The following is an 18,311-nucleotide window of genomic DNA, read 5'->3' on the forward strand; positions in this document are numbered from 1 at the left end:
TTTCCTTAGTGTTGGCGGCGCCAGGCACGAACGGTGGTGAACAACAGCACCACCACGAGCACCGGCAGAACGTAGAACAGCATCAACCGCTCCAGGCGGCCGGCCAGCGGCATGCCCATGGTAAAGGCCGCCACATGCAGGCCGTAGACCAGGTACAGGCAGAGGAACACCAGCCCCTCGGCGCGGGTGATGCGATAACCGGAGTAGAACACCGGCAAGCTCAGCGCGGCGACGCCAAGCATCACTGGCAGGTCGAAGGCCAGTGCATTGGGCGAGATGGTCAGTGGCTCGGGGGTGACCAGCGCGGTCAGGCCGAGTACTGCCAGCAGGTTGAACAGGTTGCTGCCGATCACCGTGCCGACCGCAATTTCCCGTTCACCCCGAATGGCGGCGATCAGCGCGGCGGCAAGCTCAGGCAGCGATGTGCATACCGCGACCACGGTCAGGCCGATGACACGTTCGGACAGGCCCAGATCAGTAGCCACTTCAATGGCAGCTTCCAGCAGCAGGTGGCCGGCCAGGCTCAGCAGGCCAAGGCCGAACAGCACCTGTAGCAGTGTCCCGGACCAGAAGCGCCCGGCGCTGGCTGCCCCGGCATCTGGCGCAGGGTAGGTGCGCGCATAGTTGCGTGACTGGTGCCACAGCATGGCCAGGTAGCCCGCCAGGGCGAGCAGCAACAACAAGCCTTCGAACCGGCCAAGATGGCCATTGGCACAGAGTGCATAGACCAGGCCGCTGGCGGCAATCATCAGCGGGATGTCCAGACGCACCAGTTGGCGCGACACCCGCAAGGGGATGATCAGCGCCGCCAGGCCGAGGATGACCAGCACGTTGAAGATATTGCTGCCGATCACGCTGCCCACGGCCACGTCGGGCGCACCCTGGTAGGCGGCCTGCAGGCTCACGGTCAGTTGCGGTGCGGTACTGCCGAAGGCCACCAGGCTCAGGCCGATGATCAATGGCCGCACGCGCAGGCGCCCGGCCAGGCGCAGCGCCGCGCGCACCAGCAGTTCAGCTCCGGCGATCAGCAGCAGCAGGGCAACGCCCATTTGCAGCAGGCTGAAGGTGGGGAGGGTGGCCAGGTCGAAAATGGTCGGGCTCCAGTCAGGGCGGGTGTCAGGTCAGTCGCTCAGACCTTGTACCCGGACGCGCGCCGTTCCGCTACGGAGCATGCCGATTTTTTCTGCTGCGGCACGTGACAGGTCGATCAACCGGCCGCGGGTGTGCGGGCCACGGTCGTTGATGCGTACCACCACGCTGCGGTCGTTGGCCAGGTTGGTAACCAGCACCCGGCTGCCGAAGGGCAGGCTGCGGTGGGCGGCGGTGAGGCCGTGCTGGTTGAACGGTTCGCCGCTGGCGGTGCGTTTGCCGTGGTGGCGCGAGCCGTAATAGGACGCGGTGCCGGTTTCGTTGTAACCGCGGGGGTCGATGTCATGGCTGGCGCAACCGGCCAGCACAGAGAAGAAAGCGAGGGTGGTGAGGGATCGTTTTAGCAATTCGGATGCTCCGATATGGCCCTTTCGCGGGCAAAGCCCGCTCCCACAGGCACAGCGACATACCTGTGGGAGCGGGCTTGCCCGCGAACGAGGGCAAAGCCCTCGCAAGGCTACAGGGGAAAAACAATCACCCTTCGAGCTTGGCCTTGAGCAATTGGTTCACCTGCCCCGGGTTGGCCTTGCCTTTGGACGCCTTCATCGCCTGGCCGACGAAGAAGCCGAACATCTTGCCGCGCTTGGCCTCGTCGGCGGCGCGGTACTGTTCGACCTGTTCGGCATTGGCCGCGAGCATTTCGTCGAGCATCTTGTCGATCGCACCGGTGTCGGTAACCTGCTTGAGGCCTTTGCTTGCGATGATGCTGTCGGCATCGCCTTCACCGGCGGCCATGGCTTCGAACACCGTCTTGGCGATCTTGCCGCTGATGGTGTTGTCGCGAATGCGCAGCAGCATGCCGCCCAGGTGCGCGGCGCTGACCGGCGCCTGGTCGATCTCAATGCCGAGCTTGTTCAGCAGGCTGCCCAGCTCGACCATGACCCAGTTGGCGGCCAGTTTGGCGTCGCCACCGATCTTCACCACTTCTTCGAAGTAGTCCGCCTGTTCGCGGCTGGATGCCAGTACGTTGGCGTCGTAGGCCGACAGGCCGTACTGGCTCTGGAAGCGCTCGACCTTTTGCGGTGGCAGCTCCGGCAAGCCAGCGCGGACGGTTTCGAGGAAGCTGTCCTCGATCACCACCGGCAGCAGGTCCGGGTCGGGGAAGTAACGGTAGTCGTTGGCTTCCTCCTTGCTGCGCATCGAGCGGGTCTCGTCCTTGTTCGGGTCGTACAGGCGGGTTTCCTGCACCACCTTGCCACCGTCCTCGATGAGGTCGATCTGGCGCTGGATCTCGCTGTTGATCGCGCGCTCGATGAAGCGGAACGAGTTGACGTTCTTGATCTCGCAGCGGGTGCCGAACTCGGCCTGGCCTTTCGGGCGGATCGACACGTTGCAGTCGCAGCGCAGCGAGCCCTCGGCCATGTTGCCGTCGCAGATGCCCAGGTAGCGCACCAGGGCGTGGATGGCCTTGACGTAAGCCACGGCTTCCTTGGCGCTGCGCATGTCCGGCTCGGAGACGATTTCCAGCAGCGGCGTGCCGGCACGGTTGAGGTCGATGCCGGTGGAGCCGCTGAAGTCTTCGTGCAGGCTCTTGCCGGCGTCTTCTTCCAGGTGCGCGCGGGTGACACCGATGCGCTTGATGGTGCCGTCTTCCAGGGCGATGTCCAGGTGGCCCTTGCCGACGATCGGCAGGTCCATCTGGCTGATCTGGTAGCCCTTGGGCAGGTCGGGGTAGAAGTAGTTCTTGCGCGCGAACACGTTGCGCTTGCCGATCTCGGCATCGATCGCCAGGCCGAACATGCAGGCCATGCGCACGGCTTCCTGGTTCAGCACCGGCAGTACGCCGGGCATGCCCAGGTCAACCAGGCTGGCCTGGGTGTTCGGCTCGGAGCCGAAGGTGGTGGCGCTGCCGGAGAAGATCTTCGACTGGGTGGCCAGCTGGGTATGAATCTCCAGCCCGATCACAACTTCCCATTGCATGTGTGAATTCCTCAGAAGCCGTTAGGGGCGCGGGTGTGCCAGTCGGTGACTTGCTGGTAACGGTGCGCGACGTTGAGCAGGCGGCCTTCCTGGAAGTACGGGGCCAGCAGTTGCACGCCGACCGGCAGGCCATCGACGAAGCCGGCTGGCATCGACAGGCCGGGCAGGCCCGCCAGGTTGGCGGTGATGGTGTAGACGTCTTCCAGGTACGCGGCGACCGGGTCGCTGCTCTTGGCGCCAAGCTTCCAGGCCGGGTTCGGCGTGGTCGGGCCGAGGATCAGGTCGACATCGTTGAAGGCGGCCATGAAATCGTTCTTGATCAGGCGGCGGATCTGCTGCGCCTTGACGTAGTAGGCGTCATAGTAGCCGGCCGACAGGGCGTAGGTGCCGACCATGATGCGGCGCTGCACTTCGGCGCCGAAGCCTTCGCCACGGGAACGCTTGTACAGGTCGGTGAGGTCTTTCGGCTCCTCGCAGCGGTAGCCGAAGCGCACGCCGTCGAAACGCGACAGGTTGGAGGAGGCCTCCGCCGGGGCGATCACGTAGTACGCCGGAATGGCGTGCTGCATGTTCGGCAGGCTGATTTCCTTGACCACCGCGCCGAGCTTTTCCAGCTCCTTGACGCTGGCCTGGACCAGTTCGGCAATGCGCGGGTCGAGGCCGGCGCCGAAGTATTCCTTCGGCAGGCCGATGCGCAGGCCCTGCAGCGAGCCATTGAGGCTGGCGCTGTAGTCCGGCACCGGCTCATCGATGCTGGTGGAATCCTTGGCGTCGAAGCCGGCCATGCCTTGCAGCAGCAGGGCGCAGTCTTCGGCGGTGCGTGCCAGCGGGCCACCCTGGTCGAGGCTGGAGGCGTAGGCGATCATGCCCCAGCGCGACACACGACCGTACGTCGGCTTGAGGCCGGTGAGGTTGGTCAGTGCTGCCGGCTGGCGGATCGAGCCGCCGGTGTCGGTGCCGGTGGTGGCCGGCAGCAAGCGCGCGGCCACGGCCGCGGCCGAACCGCCGGACGAGCCGCCTGGCACGTGCTCGAGGTTCCACGGGTTCTTCACCGCACCGTAGTGGCTGGATTCATTGGCCGAACCCATGGCGAATTCGTCCATGTTGGTCTTGCCAAGGGTGACCATGCCGGCTTCGGCCAGCTTGGCGACCACGGTGGCGTCATATGGCGCCTTGAAGTTGTCGAGCATCTTCGAGCCGCAGCTGGTGCGTACGCCGAGGGTGCAGAACAGGTCTTTGTGGGCGATCGGAGCACCCAGCAGCGCACCGGTCTCGCCAGCGGCGCGACGGGCGTCGGCGGCGCGTGCCTGGCCCAGGGCCAGTTCTTCGGTGACGCTGATGAAGCTGTTGATCTGCGGGTCGATCTGCTTGACGCGCGCCAGCAGGGCGCCGGTCAGCTCTTCGGAGGAAAACGACTTGTCGGCGAGTCCGCGGGCGATCTCGGCCAGGGTCAATTCATGCATGGCAGGCTCTATCCCTTACTCGATGACTTTGGGAACCAGGTAAAGACCGCTTTCGGTCGAGGGTGCGATGGCCTGGTAGGCGTCGCGCTGGTTGCTTTCGGTGACCTGGTCGGGACGCAGGCGCTGGCTGGCCTCCAGGGGGTGGGCCAGGGGCTCGATGCCGTTGGTATCGACCGCTTGCATCTGGTCGACCAGGCCGAGAATGCTGTTCAGGGCGTCAGTAATGCGTGGCAGTTCGCCGTCATTCAGGCCCAGGCGGGCCAGATGGGCGATCTTTTCCACGTCGCTGCGTTCAAGCGCCATGGTGATCTCCAGGGGAAACAAAGAACGGAATAGGGTCCGCGGTGAGGAACATGTCAGCATTTTGGCGGTCTATCGGCCGCGATCATCTGCTGGCGTGCTCGGAAAAACAGCCAATTTAACATATTGGCTCCTTGCCCAAAATCCCTGCCATTGTTAGAGTTTGCCGCACTTTTTTACCCACGCTTTCCCCAGGGTCACTTTCCCATGTTCAAGAAACTGCGTGGCATGTTTTCCAGCGATCTTTCCATCGACCTGGGGACTGCCAACACCCTTATTTACGTGCGTGAGCGCGGTATCGTCCTGAATGAGCCCTCGGTTGTTGCCATCCGTACCCACGGCAACCAGAAAAGCGTCGTCGCCGTCGGTACCGAAGCCAAGCGCATGCTGGGCCGTACGCCAGGTAACATCGCTGCCATTCGTCCGATGAAAGACGGCGTCATCGCCGACTTCAGCGTTTGTGAAAAAATGTTGCAGTACTTCATCAACAAGGTTCACGAGAACAGCTTCCTGCAGCCCAGCCCTCGCGTGCTGATCTGCGTGCCGTGCAAGTCGACCCAGGTAGAGCGCCGCGCCATTCGCGAGTCGGCCCTGGGTGCCGGTGCCCGTGAAGTGTTCCTGATCGAAGAGCCCATGGCCGCTGCCATCGGTGCCGGCCTGCCGGTCGAAGAAGCCCGTGGCTCGATGGTCGTCGATATCGGTGGCGGTACCACCGAAATCGCCCTGATCTCGCTGAACGGTGTGGTCTACGCCGAGTCCGTGCGTGTTGGCGGCGACCGCTTCGACGAAGCCATCGTCACTTACGTGCGCCGCAACTACGGCAGCCTGATCGGCGAGTCCACCGCCGAGCGCATCAAGCAGGAAATCGGCACCGCCTACCCGGGCGGCGAAGTGCGCGAAGTCGACGTGCGCGGCCGTAACCTGGCCGAGGGCGTACCACGTGCCTTCACCCTGAACTCCAACGAAGTCCTCGAAGCCCTGCAGGAATCACTGGCGACCATCGTCCAGGCGGTCAAGAGCGCCCTGGAGCAGTCGCCGCCGGAGCTGGCCTCCGACATCGCCGAGCGCGGCCTGGTGCTGACCGGTGGTGGCGCGCTTCTGCGTGACCTCGACAAGCTGCTTGCCCAGGAAACCGGCCTGCCGGTGATCGTCGCCGAAGACCCGCTGACCTGCGTCGCCCGTGGCGGCGGTCGCGCCCTGGAGATGATGGACAAGCACGCGATGGACCTGCTCTCCAGCGAGTGATCCTTGCTGCTTTCGAGCGCCCGGTTTACAGGTAGCACACGCAGTGCTACCTGTATGCGCTGGGCTGGCGTCCATCCGGGCGTCGTTTCCGTCAACCCGCAACCAGGCTGGTGCGTTGTCCCATGTCCAATGACCTCCTGAGTCGTCCACGAGGAACGGCCCATTAAACCGCTTTTCTCCAAGGGCCCTTCGCTGGGCGTTCGCCTGCTGGTACTGGTGGTGCTGTCGGTCGCGTTGATGGTTGTCGATGCGCGTTTCGACGTGCTCAAGCCGGTGCGCAGCCAGATGGGCCTGGTGCTCATGGAATCGTACTGGATCACTGACCTGCCGCAGCGTATGTGGCAAGGCGTGGCGGGCCAGTTCGGCAGCCGCACCGAGCTGATCGCCGAAAACGAAAAACTCAAGACCGAAGCCCTGCTGCTGCAGGGGCGCCTGCAGAAGCTGGCGGCCCTGACCGAGCAGAATGTGCGCTTGCGCGAGTTGCTCAACTCCTCGGCGCTGGTCAACGAGAAGGTCGAAGTGGCCGAGCTGATCGGTGTCGACCCCAACCCGTTCACCCACCGCATCCTGATCAACAAGGGCGAGCGTGATGGCGTGTTTCTCGGCCAGCCGGTGCTCGATGCCCGTGGCCTGATGGGCCAGGTGGTCGAGCTGATGCCGTATACCTCACGCGTCCTGCTGCTGACCGACACCACCCACAGCATCCCTGTGCAGGTCAACCGCAACGGCCTGCGCGCCATCGCCAGCGGTACTGGCAACCCGGAACGCCTGGAGCTGCGCCATGTCGCCGACACCGCCGACATCAAGGAAGGCGACCTGCTGGTGAGCTCCGGCATGGGCCAACGCTTCCCGGCCGGCTACCCGGTGGCCACGGTCAACGAGGTGATCCACGACTCCGGCCAGCCGTTCGCCATCGTCCGCGCCATTCCTACCGCCGCGCTCAACCGCAGCCGTTACATGTTGCTGGTATTCAGTGATCGCCGTAGCCCGGAGCAGCGTGCCACCGATGCGGCAATTGCCCAGGAAGAAGCCGATCGCAAAGGTGCTGGCCAACCTGCCGCAAACCCCGAGCACCCGGCAGCAGCCCCGGTGCAGCCAGCGGCTCCGACAGCTGCGGGTCCGGCTCCTGCAGCCCCGGCCGCCAGCCCCGCCGCTGCGCCAGCGGCACCCGCCCATCCACGGAGGCAATGATGGCCAAGTCGCGCCGTAATCACGGTTGGGTCATCTGGCTGACGTTCGCCATCGGCCTGCTGCTCAGCGTTTCGCCCATGCCGCAGTTCCTCGAAGTGTTCCGGCCGATGTGGCTGGCAATGCTGGTGTCGTTCTGGACCTTGAACGTGCCGAACAAGGTGGGCATGACCACCGCTTTCGTCCTGGGCCTGGCCGAGGACGTGCTGTATGGCACCTTGCTCGGGCAGAACGCGTTCATCCTCACCTTGATCACGTTCCTGGTGCTTTCGCTGCAGCAGCGCCTGCGCATGTTCCCGCTGTGGCAGCAGAGCCTGGTGATCCTGGTGATCTTCGGTATCGCCCAGCTGATACAGCTGTGGCTCAGCGCGCTCACCGGTAACCGCCTGCCAACCCTGGCACTGGTCTGGTCAGCCGTGATCAGTGCCTTGCTCTGGCCCTGGATCAGTTTCGCCCTGCGCGACCTGCGCCGACGTTTGCATATCAACTGACGGCGCTGCCACCACTGACAGGGAGATGTCTGAATGAAACCCCTCTACCTCGCCTCTGGCTCCCCGCGCCGGCGTGAACTGCTCGGCCAGATCGGCGTGCCGTTCACCGTCATCAGTGCACCCATCGATGAAACCCCGCTGCCGGGCGAAAGCGCCGAGGTCTATGTCGAACGCCTGGCCCGGGCCAAGGCCGAAGCCGGCCTGGCCTCGCTTCAGGGCCCTGCCGTGGCGCTTGGCGCCGACACGGCAGTGGTGCTCGATGGTCGTATTCTCGGCAAGCCGGAAAACCGTGAACATGCCCTGACGATGCTGGCAGACCTGGCTGGCCGCGAGCACCAGGTGCTGACGGCCGTGGCGTTGAGCGATGGCCAGCGCTGCGAGAGCCTGTGCGTCAGCAGCACGGTGCGTTTTCGTCCAGTCGATGGCGCAGAAGCCGAGCGCTATTGGGCCAGTGGCGAGCCAGCGGACAAGGCCGGCGGCTACGCTATCCAGGGCCTGGGCGCGGTGTTCGTCACCGGGCTCGAAGGCAGTTATTCGGCGGTGGTCGGCCTGCCGCTGTGCGAAACGGCCGACATGCTCGCCCGCTTCGGTATCGCCTGCTGGCAGGTACCGGCGCTTTTGCCGGAGGTAACAATCCAGCGGTAGCCAGCCCAGCACGCGCGATCCATCATTACCGAAGACCTTTGACGAGAGCCTGCCATGAGTGAAGAGATCCTGATCAACATCACCCCGATGGAATCGCGTGTGGCGGTGGTGGAAAACGGGGTGCTGCAGGAAGTGCATGTCGAGCGCACCCAACGTCGCGGCATCGTCGGCAATATCTACAAGGGCAAGGTGGTGCGGGTGCTGCCGGGCATGCAGGCAGCGTTCGTCGATATTGGCCTGGAGCGTGCTGCGTTCATCCATGCGTCGGAAATCTCCCAGCGCGAAGGCTCGGCAGTGGAGAACATCACCGCACTGGTGCACGAGGGCCAGGCCCTGGTGGTACAGGTGACCAAGGACCCGATCGGCACCAAGGGCGCACGCCTGACCACGCAGCTGTCGATCCCTTCGCGTTACCTGGTGTACATGCCACGCAGCAGCCATGTCGGTATCTCCCTGAAGATCGAAGACGAAGCCGAACGTGATCGCCTCAAGCAGGTGGTCAGCGACTGCATGGACAGCGAGAACATCAAGGACGCCGGCGGCTTCATCCTGCGCACTGCCGCCGAGGGCGCGCGGGCCGAGGAGATCCTGCAGGACATCCGTTACCTGCGCCGCCTGTGGGAGCAGATCGGCAGCCAGATCAAGACCTGCGGGGCACCGACGGTCATTTATGAAGACCTCGGCCTGGCCCTGCGCACGCTGCGCGACCTGGTCAACCCGAAGATCGAGAAGATCCGCATCGATTCGCGGGAAACCTTCCAGAAAACTACGCAGTTCGTCGCCGAACTGATGCCTGAAATCGCCGATCGGCTCGAGCATTACCCAGGCGAACGGCCGATCTTTGACCTGTATGGGGTCGAGGACGAAATCCAGCGTGCCCTGGAGCGCAAGGTACCGCTCAAGTCCGGTGGCTACCTGGTGGTCGACCCGGCCGAGGCGATGACCACCATCGACGTCAACACGGGGGCGTTCGTCGGCCACCGCAACCTCGAAGAAACCATCTTCAAGACCAACCTCGAAGCTGCCACGGCCATCGCCCGGCAGCTGCGCCTGCGCAACATCGGCGGGATCATCATCATCGACTTCATCGACATGGAAGACGAGGAGCACCAGCGCCAGGTGCTGCGTACCCTGGAAAAGCAGCTGGAACGCGATCACGCCAAGACCAATATCATCGGCATCACCGAACTGGGCCTGGTGCAGATGACCCGCAAACGCACCCGCGAAAGCCTGGAGCAGGTACTGTGCGAACCCTGCATCGCTTGCCAGGGGCGCGGCAAGCTGAAAACCCCCGAAACCATCTGTTACGAGATCTTCCGTGAAATCCTCCGCGAAGCCCGTGCCTACCAGGCCGAAGGTTATCGCGTGCTGGCCAACCAGAAGGTGGTCGATCGCCTGCTGGACGAAGAGTCCGGCAACGTTGCCGAACTGGAGACCTTCATTGGTCGAACCATTCGCTTTCAGGTCGAGTCGATGTATTCGCAGGAACAATATGATGTGGTGCTGCTCTGAGGCGTTCTGATACCCACCCAGGATCGCTCTGGCTGGCAAAATCGGCACGTCGGGCCATGATGGATAAACGACCTGGAGGGCCATGGCCATGGGACGTCTGAACCGCGTTCTTGTTGCCTTGACCCGCTGGGGGCTGGGCATCTGCGCGCTGCTCGCGGTGCTGGTGGCGTTGTATGTCAGCCTCGGTCGCGAGCTGGTGCCACTGGTGGCCGAATACCGTGCCGACGTCGAAAGCAAGGCCGAACAGGCCCTGGGCCTGCCTGTGCATGTGGGGGCTCTGGAAGGGCATTGGAGTGGCCTGGCGCCGGTATTGCGCGTGCGTGACCTGCAACTGGGCGAGGGTGCTTCGGCACTGCGCCTGGATGACGTCAAGGTGGTGCCCGACCTGTGGGCCAGCCTGACGTCCCGCGAGGTGCGCCTGGCGCGCATCGAACTCGGTGGCCTGCAATTGATTCTGCGGGAGGATGAGCAGGGAGGCTGGGCCCTCGAAGGGCTACCGAAAAAGGACGACGCGCCGCTGGACCCCGCCGAAATGCTGCAGCGTCTGCGCCAACTGGGGCGCATCGATGTGTTCGACAGTCAGGTTACCCTGCAGCCCTGGCAGCGTGACCCGTTGACCCTCACCTATGTCAGCGTCGGTCTGCAGGCTGGCGCATCCCGCCAGGCCCTGGACCTGCGTGCGACCTTGCCCGATGGCCAGCCGCTGGCGGTCAACCTGCGCAGCCGGGCGAGCGCCAAGGCCTGGCGCGAGGGTGAGGTCGAGGCCTACCTGAGCCTGCCGCAAAGCGACTGGGCGCGGTGGTTGCCACCGCGTTTGCTGGGCCAGTGGCGGGCCGAGGCGCTGAAGGCCGGTGGCGAGTTCTGGGTCGACTGGAGCAAGGGCCAGTTGCAGCAGGCGGTGGTCCGCCTCAATGCCCCGCAACTGCGGGGTGCCTACGCCGAACGCAAGGCCGTGGCCCTGGACAATCTCGCCTTGTCCGCCTGGTTCCAGCGCCGCGATCAGGGCTTCGACGTGGTGGTGGATTCACTCGCCGCAAGCATTGGCAAGACCCGCTGGGAGTCGCACCTGCAAGTGAACCAGCGGCTCGGCGATGAGCCGGCGGGCGAAACCTGGCAATTGCAGGCCGACCGCCTTGACCTCACCCCGTTGACCCCGTTGATCGAGGCATTGGCCCCCTTGCCGGACAAGCTCATGACTGTGGTCGATGCGCTGAAGGTGACTGGCGCCCTGCGTAACGTTCGCCTGGAAGCACGGCCAAAAGCCGAGGGCGACCAGCGCCTGCAGTTTGCCGCGAATCTTGAGAGGGTCGGTTTCGATGCCTACCATGGCGCACCGGCGGCCGGTAATGTCAGTGGCAGCATCAGTGGTGACCTTGGGCATGGCGAGCTGCGCCTCGATACTGACGCGTTCATGCTGCATCTGTATCCAATCTTCGCCAAACCCTGGCATTACCAGAAGGCCAATGCGCGCCTGACCTGGGCCCTCGACAAGCACGGCTTCACGCTAATCGCGCCCTACCTCAAGGTACTGGGCGAGGAAGGCAAGATTGCCGGCGACTTCCTGATTCGCCTGCTGTTCGACGAAGGCACTGAAAGCTACATGGACCTGCGTGTCGGCCTGACCGAAGGCGATGGCCGCTACACCGCCAAATACCTGCCTGAAGTGCTGAGCCCGGCCCTCGACGAATGGCTGCGCAGCGCCATCGTCAAGGGCAATGTCGACCAGGGCTATTTCCAGTACCAGGGTTCGTTGAACCATGGCGCCGCGCCGGAAGCACGCAGCATCAGCCTGTTCTTCAAGGTCCACGACGCCGCGCTGGACTTCCAGCCTGGCTGGCCGCAGGTGCAGCAGGTGGACGGCGATGTGCTGATCGAAGACAGCGGCGTGCGCATCAAGGCCAGCAAGGGCTTGCTGCTCGACACCCAGGTCAGCGACGTCAGTGTGAATATTCCCCATGTCGACAGCGGCCAGCACAGTCACCTGTACCTCGACGGTGATTTCGATGGCAGCCTCGGCGATGGCTTGAAGATTCTCAAGGAAGCACCGATCGGCACTGGCGAGATCTTCGCCGGCTGGGAAGGCGAGGGCCCCCTCAAGGGCAAGCTCAAGCTCGACGTCCCCCTGGCCCACGGCGAGCGGCCAAAAGTGCTGGTGGACTTCGCCACTGCCGATGCACACCTGAAAGTTGCCCCGCCCAGCCTGGACCTGACGCGCCTGAAGGGTGACTTCAGCTTCGACTTCGACAAGGGCCTGAGCGGCAAGAACATCAGCCTGCAGGTATTCGGCAAGCCGGCCACTGCGCAGATCAGCGCCGAGGGCCAGCCCGGGCAGATGCAGACACGCATCAATGCCAGCGGCCAGGCCTCACTGAAGTCACTGACTGACTGGTTGCAGTTCAAGCAGACCTTGCCCGCCTCCGGCGATCTGCCCTACCAGTTGCAGCTTAATTTGGGCAGCCGCGACAACAGCTTGAATGTCAGCTCTTCGCTCAAGGGCCTGGCCATCGACCTGCCAGCGCCATTCGGCAAGGCGGCGGCGGATACCCGCGACAGCCGTTTCAGCATGAACCTGCAAGGTCCAGAACGGCGTTTTGATGCGGCTTACGCCGATCTCGCCCGTTTCGCCTACGCAGCACCGGCCGACAAGCTGGGCCAGGGTCGCGGCGAATTGCTGCTCGGTGCCGGGCAGGCGCAGTTGCCGGCGGGCCAGGGGCTGCGGGTGAAAGGGCGGCTGGAAAGCCTGGACCTGGCGCCCTGGCAGCAACAGGCCGCACGCTTTGCCGGTGACGACCCCGGTGGCAATGCCCGGCAGAACCTGCAGAGCGTCGACCTGAGCATCGGCCAGCTGAAAGCCTTCGGCATGGACCTGAACCAGGCCGTGGTGCGGCTGGCCCGTGGTGGCCAGGCCTGGGACCTGCGCCTGGACAGCAAGGAAGTCATCGGCAACGCGCGCGTGCCAGATGCCAAGGCTGCGCCGATGACCGTGCGCCTGCAGACCCTGCGCCTGCCGCCTGCCGACCCGGCTGAGACACAATCGGAAGAGGGCCCCGACCCGCTGGCCTCGTTCGACCCACGCAAGGTGCCAGCCCTGGACCTGAGCATCGACAAGCTGTACCGCGGCGATGACCTGTTCGGCAGTGCCGCGCTGAAGCTGCGCCCGACTGCACGTGGTGTGGCGGCGCAGGACATCGACCTCGATTTCAAAGGGCTACATGTCGATGGCAGCGGTGGTTGGGAAGGCGAAACCGGCGCGACCAGCAGCTGGTACAAAGGCCGACTCGATGGCAAGAACCTTGCTGATGTGCTCAAGGCCTGGGGCTTCGCCCCGACCGTGACCAGTCGCGATTTCCGCCTGGATGTGGACGGCCGTTGGCCCGGTTCGCCAGCCTGGGTCGGCCTCAAACGCTTCTCTGGCAGCATGGATGCAGCCTTGCGCAGCGGTCAGTTTGTCGAAGTGGAAGGTGGCGCCCAGGCCCTGCGCGTGTTCGGCCTGCTCAACTTCAACTCGATTGGCCGGCGCCTGCGCCTGGACTTCTCCGACCTGTTCGAAAAGGGTCTGGCCTATGACCGGGTCAAGGGCCTGCTGGTGGCCAGCAACGGCGTCTATGTGACCCGCGAGCCGATCACCGTGACCGGGCCGTCGAGCAACTTCGAACTCGATGGCACCTTGGACCTGGTGCGCGATCAGGTCGCTGCCAACCTCCAGGTGACCCTGCCGGTGACCAACAACCTGCCGCTGGCCGCACTGATCGTCGGTGCGCCAGCGGTCGGTGGTGCGCTGTTCCTGGTCGATCGGCTGATCGGCGACCGGGTGTCGCGTTTCGCCAGCGTGCACTATCGCGTCGAAGGCCCGGTGAAAGAGCCTAAAATCACCTTTGTGAAACCGTTCGATAAATAACTTCGGGAGTGCCCATGAAGGCAGCGGTGATCCAGATGGTCAGCCAGGACGATGTGCTGGCCAACCTGCAGCGTGCGGGGGCCCTGCTCGAACAGGCGGCCCTGGGCGGCGCACGGCTGGCGGTGCTGCCGGAAAACTTCGCGGCAATGGGGCGCAAGGATGCCGCCGCCATCGGCCGCGCCGAAGCCATGGGCGATGGCCCGATCCTGCCATGGTTGAAACGTACCGCACGCGACCTCAGATTATGGATTGTCGCCGGTACCTTGCCGCTGCCACCACAAGGTCAGCCTGAAGCCAAGGCCCATGCCTGTTCGCTGCTCATCGACGAACACGGCGAAGTGGTGGCGCGCTACGACAAGCTGCACCTGTTCGACGTGGATGTGGCCGACAACCGTGGCCGCTACCGCGAGTCCGATGACTATGCCCATGGAGCCCGGGTGGTGGTGGCCGATACGCCGGTAGGGCGCCTGGGGCTCAGCGTATGCTACGACCTGCGCTTCCCCGAGCTGTACAGCGCCTTGCGCAGCGCCGGAGCGGAACTGATCACGGCACCGGCCGCCTTTACTGCGGTCACAGGCGCAGCGCATTGGGAAGTGCTGATCCGTGCCCGGGCCATCGAAACCCAGTGCTATCTGCTGGCCGCGGCCCAGGGCGGCACCCATCCAGGCCCACGGGAAACCCACGGGCATGCGGCGATCGTCGACCCTTGGGGGCGGATCGTCGCCGAACAGGCGCATGGCGAAGCGGTATTGCTCGCCGAGCGCGACATTGAAGAACAGGCGTCCATCCGGGCGCGCATGCCGGTCATTAGCCACCGGCGCTTTTTCTCGCAGGACGCCTTGCGGCCTGCGCACACCTCGGAGTGACTATGAGCCAGATGTTATCCACCGTCAGCGAGCAGCTCCTGGCCCCGGGCGGACTCACCCTCGACAGCCTGCAGAGCGTGCTGGGCGAGCTGGCCGGCCCCGGCATCGACGCCGCCGATCTGTATTTCCAGGGCCAGATTTCGGAAACCTGGGCGCTGGAGGACGGCATCGTCAAAGAGGGCAGCTTCAACCTTGACCAGGGTGTGGGCGTGCGTGCCCAGTCTGGCGAGAAGACCGGCTTCGCCTACAGCAATGCGATCAACCTCGAGGCGTTGACCTCAGCGGCCCGCGCTGCCCGCTCGATTTCCCGCGCCGGCCAGAATGGCAAGGTGCAGGCGTTCCGCAGCCAGGACGTGACGGCGCTGTATGCGCCGGACAACCCGCTGGACGTACTCAGTCGTGCCGAGAAGGTCGAGTTGCTCAAGCGTGTCGATGCTGCCACCCGTGCCCTTGACCCGCGCATCCAGCAGGTCAGCGTGAGCATGGCCGGGGTCTGGGAGCGCATCCTGATCGCCGCGGCCGACGGTAGCCTGGCCGCCGATGTGCGCCCGCTGGTGCGCTTCAACGTCAGCGTCATCGTCGAGCAGAATGGCCGTCGCGAGCGCGGCGGGCAGGGCGGTGGCGGGCGTACCGACTACCGCTTCTTCACTGAAGACCGCGTCATGGGCTATGCCCGCGAAGCGCTGCGCCAGGCGCTGGTCAATCTCGAGGCTGTCCCGGCTCCGGCCGGCACCTTGCCGGTGGTACTGGGTTCCGGCTGGTCGGGCGTGCTGCTGCACGAAGCGGTCGGCCATGGCCTGGAAGGCGACTTCAACCGCAAGGGAAGCTCGGCATTCAGTGGGCGGATCGGCGAGAAGGTCGCTTCGAGCCTGTGCACCATTGTCGACGACGGCACCCTCGAAGGTCGCCGCGGCTCGTTGAGCGTGGATGACGAAGGTACCCCGACCGAATGCACCACGCTGATCGAGAACGGCATCCTCAAGGGCTACATGCAGGACAAGCTCAATGCGCGCCTGATGGGCATGGCGGTTACCGGCAACGGTCGTCGCGAGTCTTATGCGCACCTGCCGATGCCGCGCATGACCAACACCTACATGCTGGCCGGCAAAAGCGACCCGCAGGAAATCATCGCCTCGGTGAAGAAGGGCATCTACTGCGCAAACCTTGGCGGTGGCCAGGTCGATATCACCAGTGGCAAGTTCGTGTTCTCGACCAGCGAAGCCTACCTGATCGAAGACGGCAAGATCACCGCCCCAGTCAAAGGCGCAACCCTGATCGGCAACGGCCCCGAGGCCATGAGCCGGGTGTCGATGGTCGGTAACGACCTGGCGCTGGACAGTGGTGTGGGAACCTGCGGCAAGGATGGTCAGTCGGTGCCGGTAGGCGTCGGTCAGCCGACCTTGAAGCTGGACGCGATTACCGTGGGCGGTACTGGCGCTTGATGATACGCGCTGCCTGTAGGGGCGGCCTTGTGTCGCGAAAGGGCCGCAAGGCGGCCCCGGGATATCAGCGACACAGCAGAAACAGAGGGGGCTGCTGCGCAGCCCTTTCGCGATGCAAGGCCGCTCCTACAAGCGGCCAGCGGCGGGAATCAGCGCAGACCGCGCTGCATCTCGTCGAGATCACGGATGTACTTGAACACCTTGCGCGCAGCGGCAGGCGGTTTGTTCCGCGCCTTTTCGTGCTGGGCATGACGGATCAGCGAGCGCAGTTGCTGGCGATCGGTCTCGGGGTATTCGTTGACGAAACGCTCGAGGTCTTCGTCGTTACCGTCGATCAGGCGGTCGCGCCAGCGCTCCAGATTGTGGAAGCGCTCGTTGTACTGGCGGCTGGAGCTGTCGATCTGCTCGAGCACGGCGTGGATGGCGTCCAGGTCCTGGTCGCGCATCAGCTTGCCGACGAAGGACATGTGGCGTTTGCGTGCGCCGTGGGCGGTGTGCTTGCTGGCGTCGGCCAGGGCCTTGCGCAGCTCGTCGGTGAGTGGCAGGCGCGCCAGGGTGTCGGCCTTGACTGTGGTCAGGCGTTCGCCGAGTTCGACCAGCGCATGCAGCTCGCGCTTGATCTGGGTTTTGCTTTTTTCGCCGTCGAAGGCGTCGTCGTATGAATCAACCATGGTGGCAGTCCGCTAGAAATCGCCGCCATGATAACCAGTCGGGGGCCGCTTGTCCGGCCCGGTCGTAGAATGACCCTTGCCGAACGCAGAATTTGAGTGGAGAAAACCATGAGTGCAGTCCAGAGCGTAGGCCCCAAGGACCTGCCAGCGTTGCAGGAGCAGGTCGAAGCGATCATTGCAGAAGCGCGCAAGCAAGGCGCCAGTGCCTGCGAAGTGGCGGTGTCGCTGGAGCAGGGCCTGTCCACCACGGTGCGTCAGCGCGAGGTCGAGACGGTAGAGTTCAACCGCGACCAAGGCTTTGGCATCACCCTCTATGTCGGCCAGCGCAAGGGCTCGGCCAGCACCTCGGCCAGTGGCCCGGAGGCTATCCGCGAGACCGTTGCCGCTGCCTTGGCGATTGCCAAACACACGTCCGAGGACGAATGCTCGGGCCTGGCTGACGCCGCGCTGATGGCCCGCGAGATTCCCGACCTCGACCTTTATCACGACTGGGACATCGAGCCTGAGAAAGCCATCGAGATGGCGCTGACCTGCGAGGCGGCGGCATTCGACGCCGACAAGCGCATCCTCAATGCCGATGGCACCACCCTGAATACTCACCAAGGTTGCCGCGTATACGGCAACAGCCACGGCTTCATCGGTGGCTACGCTTCGACCCGGCACAGCCTGAGCTGCGTGATGATCGCCGAAGGTGATGGCCAGATGCAGCGCGACTACTGGTATGACGTGAACCGCCAGGGCAATCTGCTGGCCGACCCGCGCAGCATTGGCGTGCGCGCCGCCCAGCGTGCCGCCAGCCGCTTGGGCGCGCGGCCGGTACCGACCTGCGAAGTGCCGGTACTGTTCTCCGCCGAGCTGGCAGGCGGCCTGTTCGGCAGCTTCCTGTCGGCCATCTCGGGGGGCAACCTGTACCGCAAATCGTCGTTCCTTGATGGCGCCATTGGCCAGCGCCTGTTCCCGTCCTGGCTCACCCTCGACGAGCGCCCGCACATTCCGCGTGCGCTGGGCAGCGCCGCATTCGACGGTGACGGCCTGGCGACCTACGCCAAGCCGTTCGTCGACCAAGGCGAGCTGGTGTCCTATCTGCTGGGTACCTACTCCGGGCGCAAACTGGGCCTGCCGAGTACTGCCAACGCCGGGGGCGTGCACAACCTGTACGTTACCCATGGCGTCGAAGACCAGGCGGCGCTGATTCGCCGCATGGGCCGTGGCCTGCTGGTAACCGAGCTGATGGGCCATGGCCTGAACATGGTGACCGGCGACTATTCGCGCGGTGCGGCGGGCTTCTGGGTCGAGAATGGCGAGATCCAGCATGCTGTGCAGGAAGTGACCATTGCCGGAAACATGAAGGATATGTTCCAGCAGATTGTCGCGATCGGCAGTGATCTTGAGACCCGTAGCAATATTCACACAGGGTCGGTGCTGATCGAGCGGATGACCGTCGCTGGCAGCTGAAAACTGCCGGAATTGCCCCCTGACATTGAAACCCGGCCATCGCGCCGGGTTTTTCTTTCATCACGA

15 protein-coding genes are annotated in these 18,311 nt (G+C 64.4%); 9 read left to right on the plus strand and 6 right to left on the minus strand.

Annotation, left to right across the window (positions count from 1 at the left end):
- Positions 1 to 5: 5 nt before the first annotated feature.
- The 5 genes from ACIPZ5_RS07785 to gatC all read right to left on the minus strand — a co-directional run bounded on the left by ACIPZ5_RS07785 (position 6) and on the right by gatC (position 4,835).
- The gene (locus ACIPZ5_RS07785; protein ID WP_343598341.1) at positions 6 to 1,049 is read right to left on the minus strand and encodes a calcium/sodium antiporter; all 1,044 of its coding nucleotides are present in this window, start codon (positions 1,047 to 1,049) and stop codon (positions 6 to 8) included.
- Between the two features lie 72 nt (positions 1,050 to 1,121).
- Complete coding sequence (locus ACIPZ5_RS07790) at positions 1,122 to 1,496, minus strand: septal ring lytic transglycosylase RlpA family protein (protein ID WP_085673632.1); 375 nt, start codon at positions 1,494 to 1,496, stop codon at positions 1,122 to 1,124.
- 127 nt (positions 1,497 to 1,623) lie between these two features.
- Positions 1,624 to 3,069 (minus strand): Asp-tRNA(Asn)/Glu-tRNA(Gln) amidotransferase subunit GatB, encoded by a 1,446-nt coding sequence (gene gatB / locus ACIPZ5_RS07795; RefSeq protein WP_261942787.1) that lies wholly within the window; start codon positions 3,067 to 3,069, stop codon positions 1,624 to 1,626.
- An 11-nt stretch (positions 3,070 to 3,080) separates the two neighbouring features.
- A complete protein-coding gene (gene gatA, locus ACIPZ5_RS07800) occupies positions 3,081 to 4,532 on the minus strand; it encodes an Asp-tRNA(Asn)/Glu-tRNA(Gln) amidotransferase subunit GatA (RefSeq protein ID WP_261942788.1) in 1,452 nt (483 codons plus the stop codon).
- Between the two features lie 15 nt (positions 4,533 to 4,547).
- Complete coding sequence (gene gatC / locus ACIPZ5_RS07805; protein ID WP_060511330.1) at positions 4,548 to 4,835, minus strand: Asp-tRNA(Asn)/Glu-tRNA(Gln) amidotransferase subunit GatC; 288 nt, start codon at positions 4,833 to 4,835, stop codon at positions 4,548 to 4,550.
- Between the two features lie 204 nt (positions 4,836 to 5,039).
- Here gatC and mreB point away from each other — a divergent pair, with 204 nt between their 5' ends.
- From mreB to tldD, 8 genes are all read left to right on the plus strand, one after another.
- Complete coding sequence (mreB, locus tag ACIPZ5_RS07810; protein WP_003255163.1) at positions 5,040 to 6,077, plus strand: rod shape-determining protein MreB; 1,038 nt, start codon at positions 5,040 to 5,042, stop codon at positions 6,075 to 6,077.
- Between the two features lie 207 nt (positions 6,078 to 6,284).
- The gene (gene mreC / locus ACIPZ5_RS07815) at positions 6,285 to 7,268 is read left to right on the plus strand and encodes a rod shape-determining protein MreC (protein WP_400807867.1); all 984 of its coding nucleotides are present in this window, start codon (positions 6,285 to 6,287) and stop codon (positions 7,266 to 7,268) included.
- On the plus strand, positions 7,268 to 7,756 hold the full coding sequence (mreD, locus tag ACIPZ5_RS07820) for a rod shape-determining protein MreD (RefSeq protein ID WP_103445582.1): 489 nt from the start codon (positions 7,268 to 7,270) through the stop codon (positions 7,754 to 7,756). The genes mreC and mreD overlap by 1 nt, the downstream gene beginning before the upstream one ends.
- Positions 7,757 to 7,789: 33 nt before the next feature.
- Positions 7,790 to 8,401, plus strand: coding sequence for a Maf family protein (locus ACIPZ5_RS07825; RefSeq protein WP_343598348.1), 612 nt, complete (start codon positions 7,790 to 7,792; stop codon positions 8,399 to 8,401).
- Positions 8,402 to 8,455: 54 nt separating this feature from the next.
- On the plus strand, positions 8,456 to 9,913 hold the full coding sequence (gene rng, locus ACIPZ5_RS07830; protein ID WP_261942790.1) for a ribonuclease G: 1,458 nt from the start codon (positions 8,456 to 8,458) through the stop codon (positions 9,911 to 9,913).
- Positions 9,914 to 9,995: 82 nt separating this feature from the next.
- Positions 9,996 to 13,811 (plus strand): YhdP family protein, encoded by a 3,816-nt coding sequence (locus tag ACIPZ5_RS07835; protein ID WP_343598350.1) that lies wholly within the window; start codon positions 9,996 to 9,998, stop codon positions 13,809 to 13,811.
- Between the two features lie 14 nt (positions 13,812 to 13,825).
- The gene (locus tag ACIPZ5_RS07840) at positions 13,826 to 14,677 is read left to right on the plus strand and encodes a carbon-nitrogen hydrolase family protein (protein WP_261942792.1); all 852 of its coding nucleotides are present in this window, start codon (positions 13,826 to 13,828) and stop codon (positions 14,675 to 14,677) included.
- A 2-nt stretch (positions 14,678 to 14,679) separates the two neighbouring features.
- A complete protein-coding gene (gene tldD / locus ACIPZ5_RS07845; protein ID WP_400807639.1) occupies positions 14,680 to 16,119 on the plus strand; it encodes a metalloprotease TldD in 1,440 nt (479 codons plus the stop codon).
- A 149-nt stretch (positions 16,120 to 16,268) separates the two neighbouring features.
- Here the strand turns inward: tldD and yjgA are convergent, their stop codons facing one another.
- Entirely contained in the window at positions 16,269 to 16,790 is a 522-nt protein-coding gene (gene yjgA, locus ACIPZ5_RS07850) for a ribosome biogenesis factor YjgA (protein WP_027920225.1), read from the minus strand.
- Between the two features lie 108 nt (positions 16,791 to 16,898).
- Here yjgA and pmbA point away from each other — a divergent pair, with 108 nt between their 5' ends.
- Positions 16,899 to 18,245, plus strand: coding sequence for a metalloprotease PmbA (pmbA, locus tag ACIPZ5_RS07855; RefSeq protein WP_261942794.1), 1,347 nt, complete (start codon positions 16,899 to 16,901; stop codon positions 18,243 to 18,245).
- Positions 18,246 to 18,311: the final 66 nt, after the last annotated feature.

Origin of the sequence: Pseudomonas sp. NPDC089428 (genome assembly GCF_044749325.1) — a bacterium.
Classification (GTDB): domain Bacteria; phylum Pseudomonadota; class Gammaproteobacteria; order Pseudomonadales; family Pseudomonadaceae; genus Aquipseudomonas.

Bases quoted from the DNA above. Each gene is read 5' to 3' on its own strand.
- ACIPZ5_RS07785 (WP_343598341.1), bottom strand. From the start codon at position 1,049: ATGGGCGTTGCCCTGCTGCTGCTGATCGCCGGAGCTGAACTGCTGGTG.
- gatB (WP_261942787.1), bottom strand. From the start codon at position 3,069: ATGCAATGGGAAGTTGTGATCGGGCTGGAGATTCATACCCAGCTGGCC.
- gatA (WP_261942788.1), bottom strand. From the start codon at position 4,532: ATGCATGAATTGACCCTGGCCGAGATCGCCCGCGGACTCGCCGACAAG.
- gatC (WP_060511330.1), bottom strand. From the start codon at position 4,835: ATGGCGCTTGAACGCAGCGACGTGGAAAAGATCGCCCATCTGGCCCGC.
- mreB (WP_003255163.1), top strand. From the start codon at position 5,040: ATGTTCAAGAAACTGCGTGGCATGTTTTCCAGCGATCTTTCCATCGAC.
- mreD (WP_103445582.1), top strand. From the start codon at position 7,268: ATGGCCAAGTCGCGCCGTAATCACGGTTGGGTCATCTGGCTGACGTTC.
- ACIPZ5_RS07825 (WP_343598348.1), top strand. From the start codon at position 7,790: ATGAAACCCCTCTACCTCGCCTCTGGCTCCCCGCGCCGGCGTGAACTG.
- rng (WP_261942790.1), top strand. From the start codon at position 8,456: ATGAGTGAAGAGATCCTGATCAACATCACCCCGATGGAATCGCGTGTG.
- ACIPZ5_RS07835 (WP_343598350.1), top strand. From the start codon at position 9,996: ATGGCCATGGGACGTCTGAACCGCGTTCTTGTTGCCTTGACCCGCTGG.
- ACIPZ5_RS07840 (WP_261942792.1), top strand. From the start codon at position 13,826: ATGAAGGCAGCGGTGATCCAGATGGTCAGCCAGGACGATGTGCTGGCC.
- tldD (WP_400807639.1), top strand. From the start codon at position 14,680: ATGAGCCAGATGTTATCCACCGTCAGCGAGCAGCTCCTGGCCCCGGGC.
- yjgA (WP_027920225.1), bottom strand. From the start codon at position 16,790: ATGGTTGATTCATACGACGACGCCTTCGACGGCGAAAAAAGCAAAACC.
- pmbA (WP_261942794.1), top strand. From the start codon at position 16,899: ATGAGTGCAGTCCAGAGCGTAGGCCCCAAGGACCTGCCAGCGTTGCAG.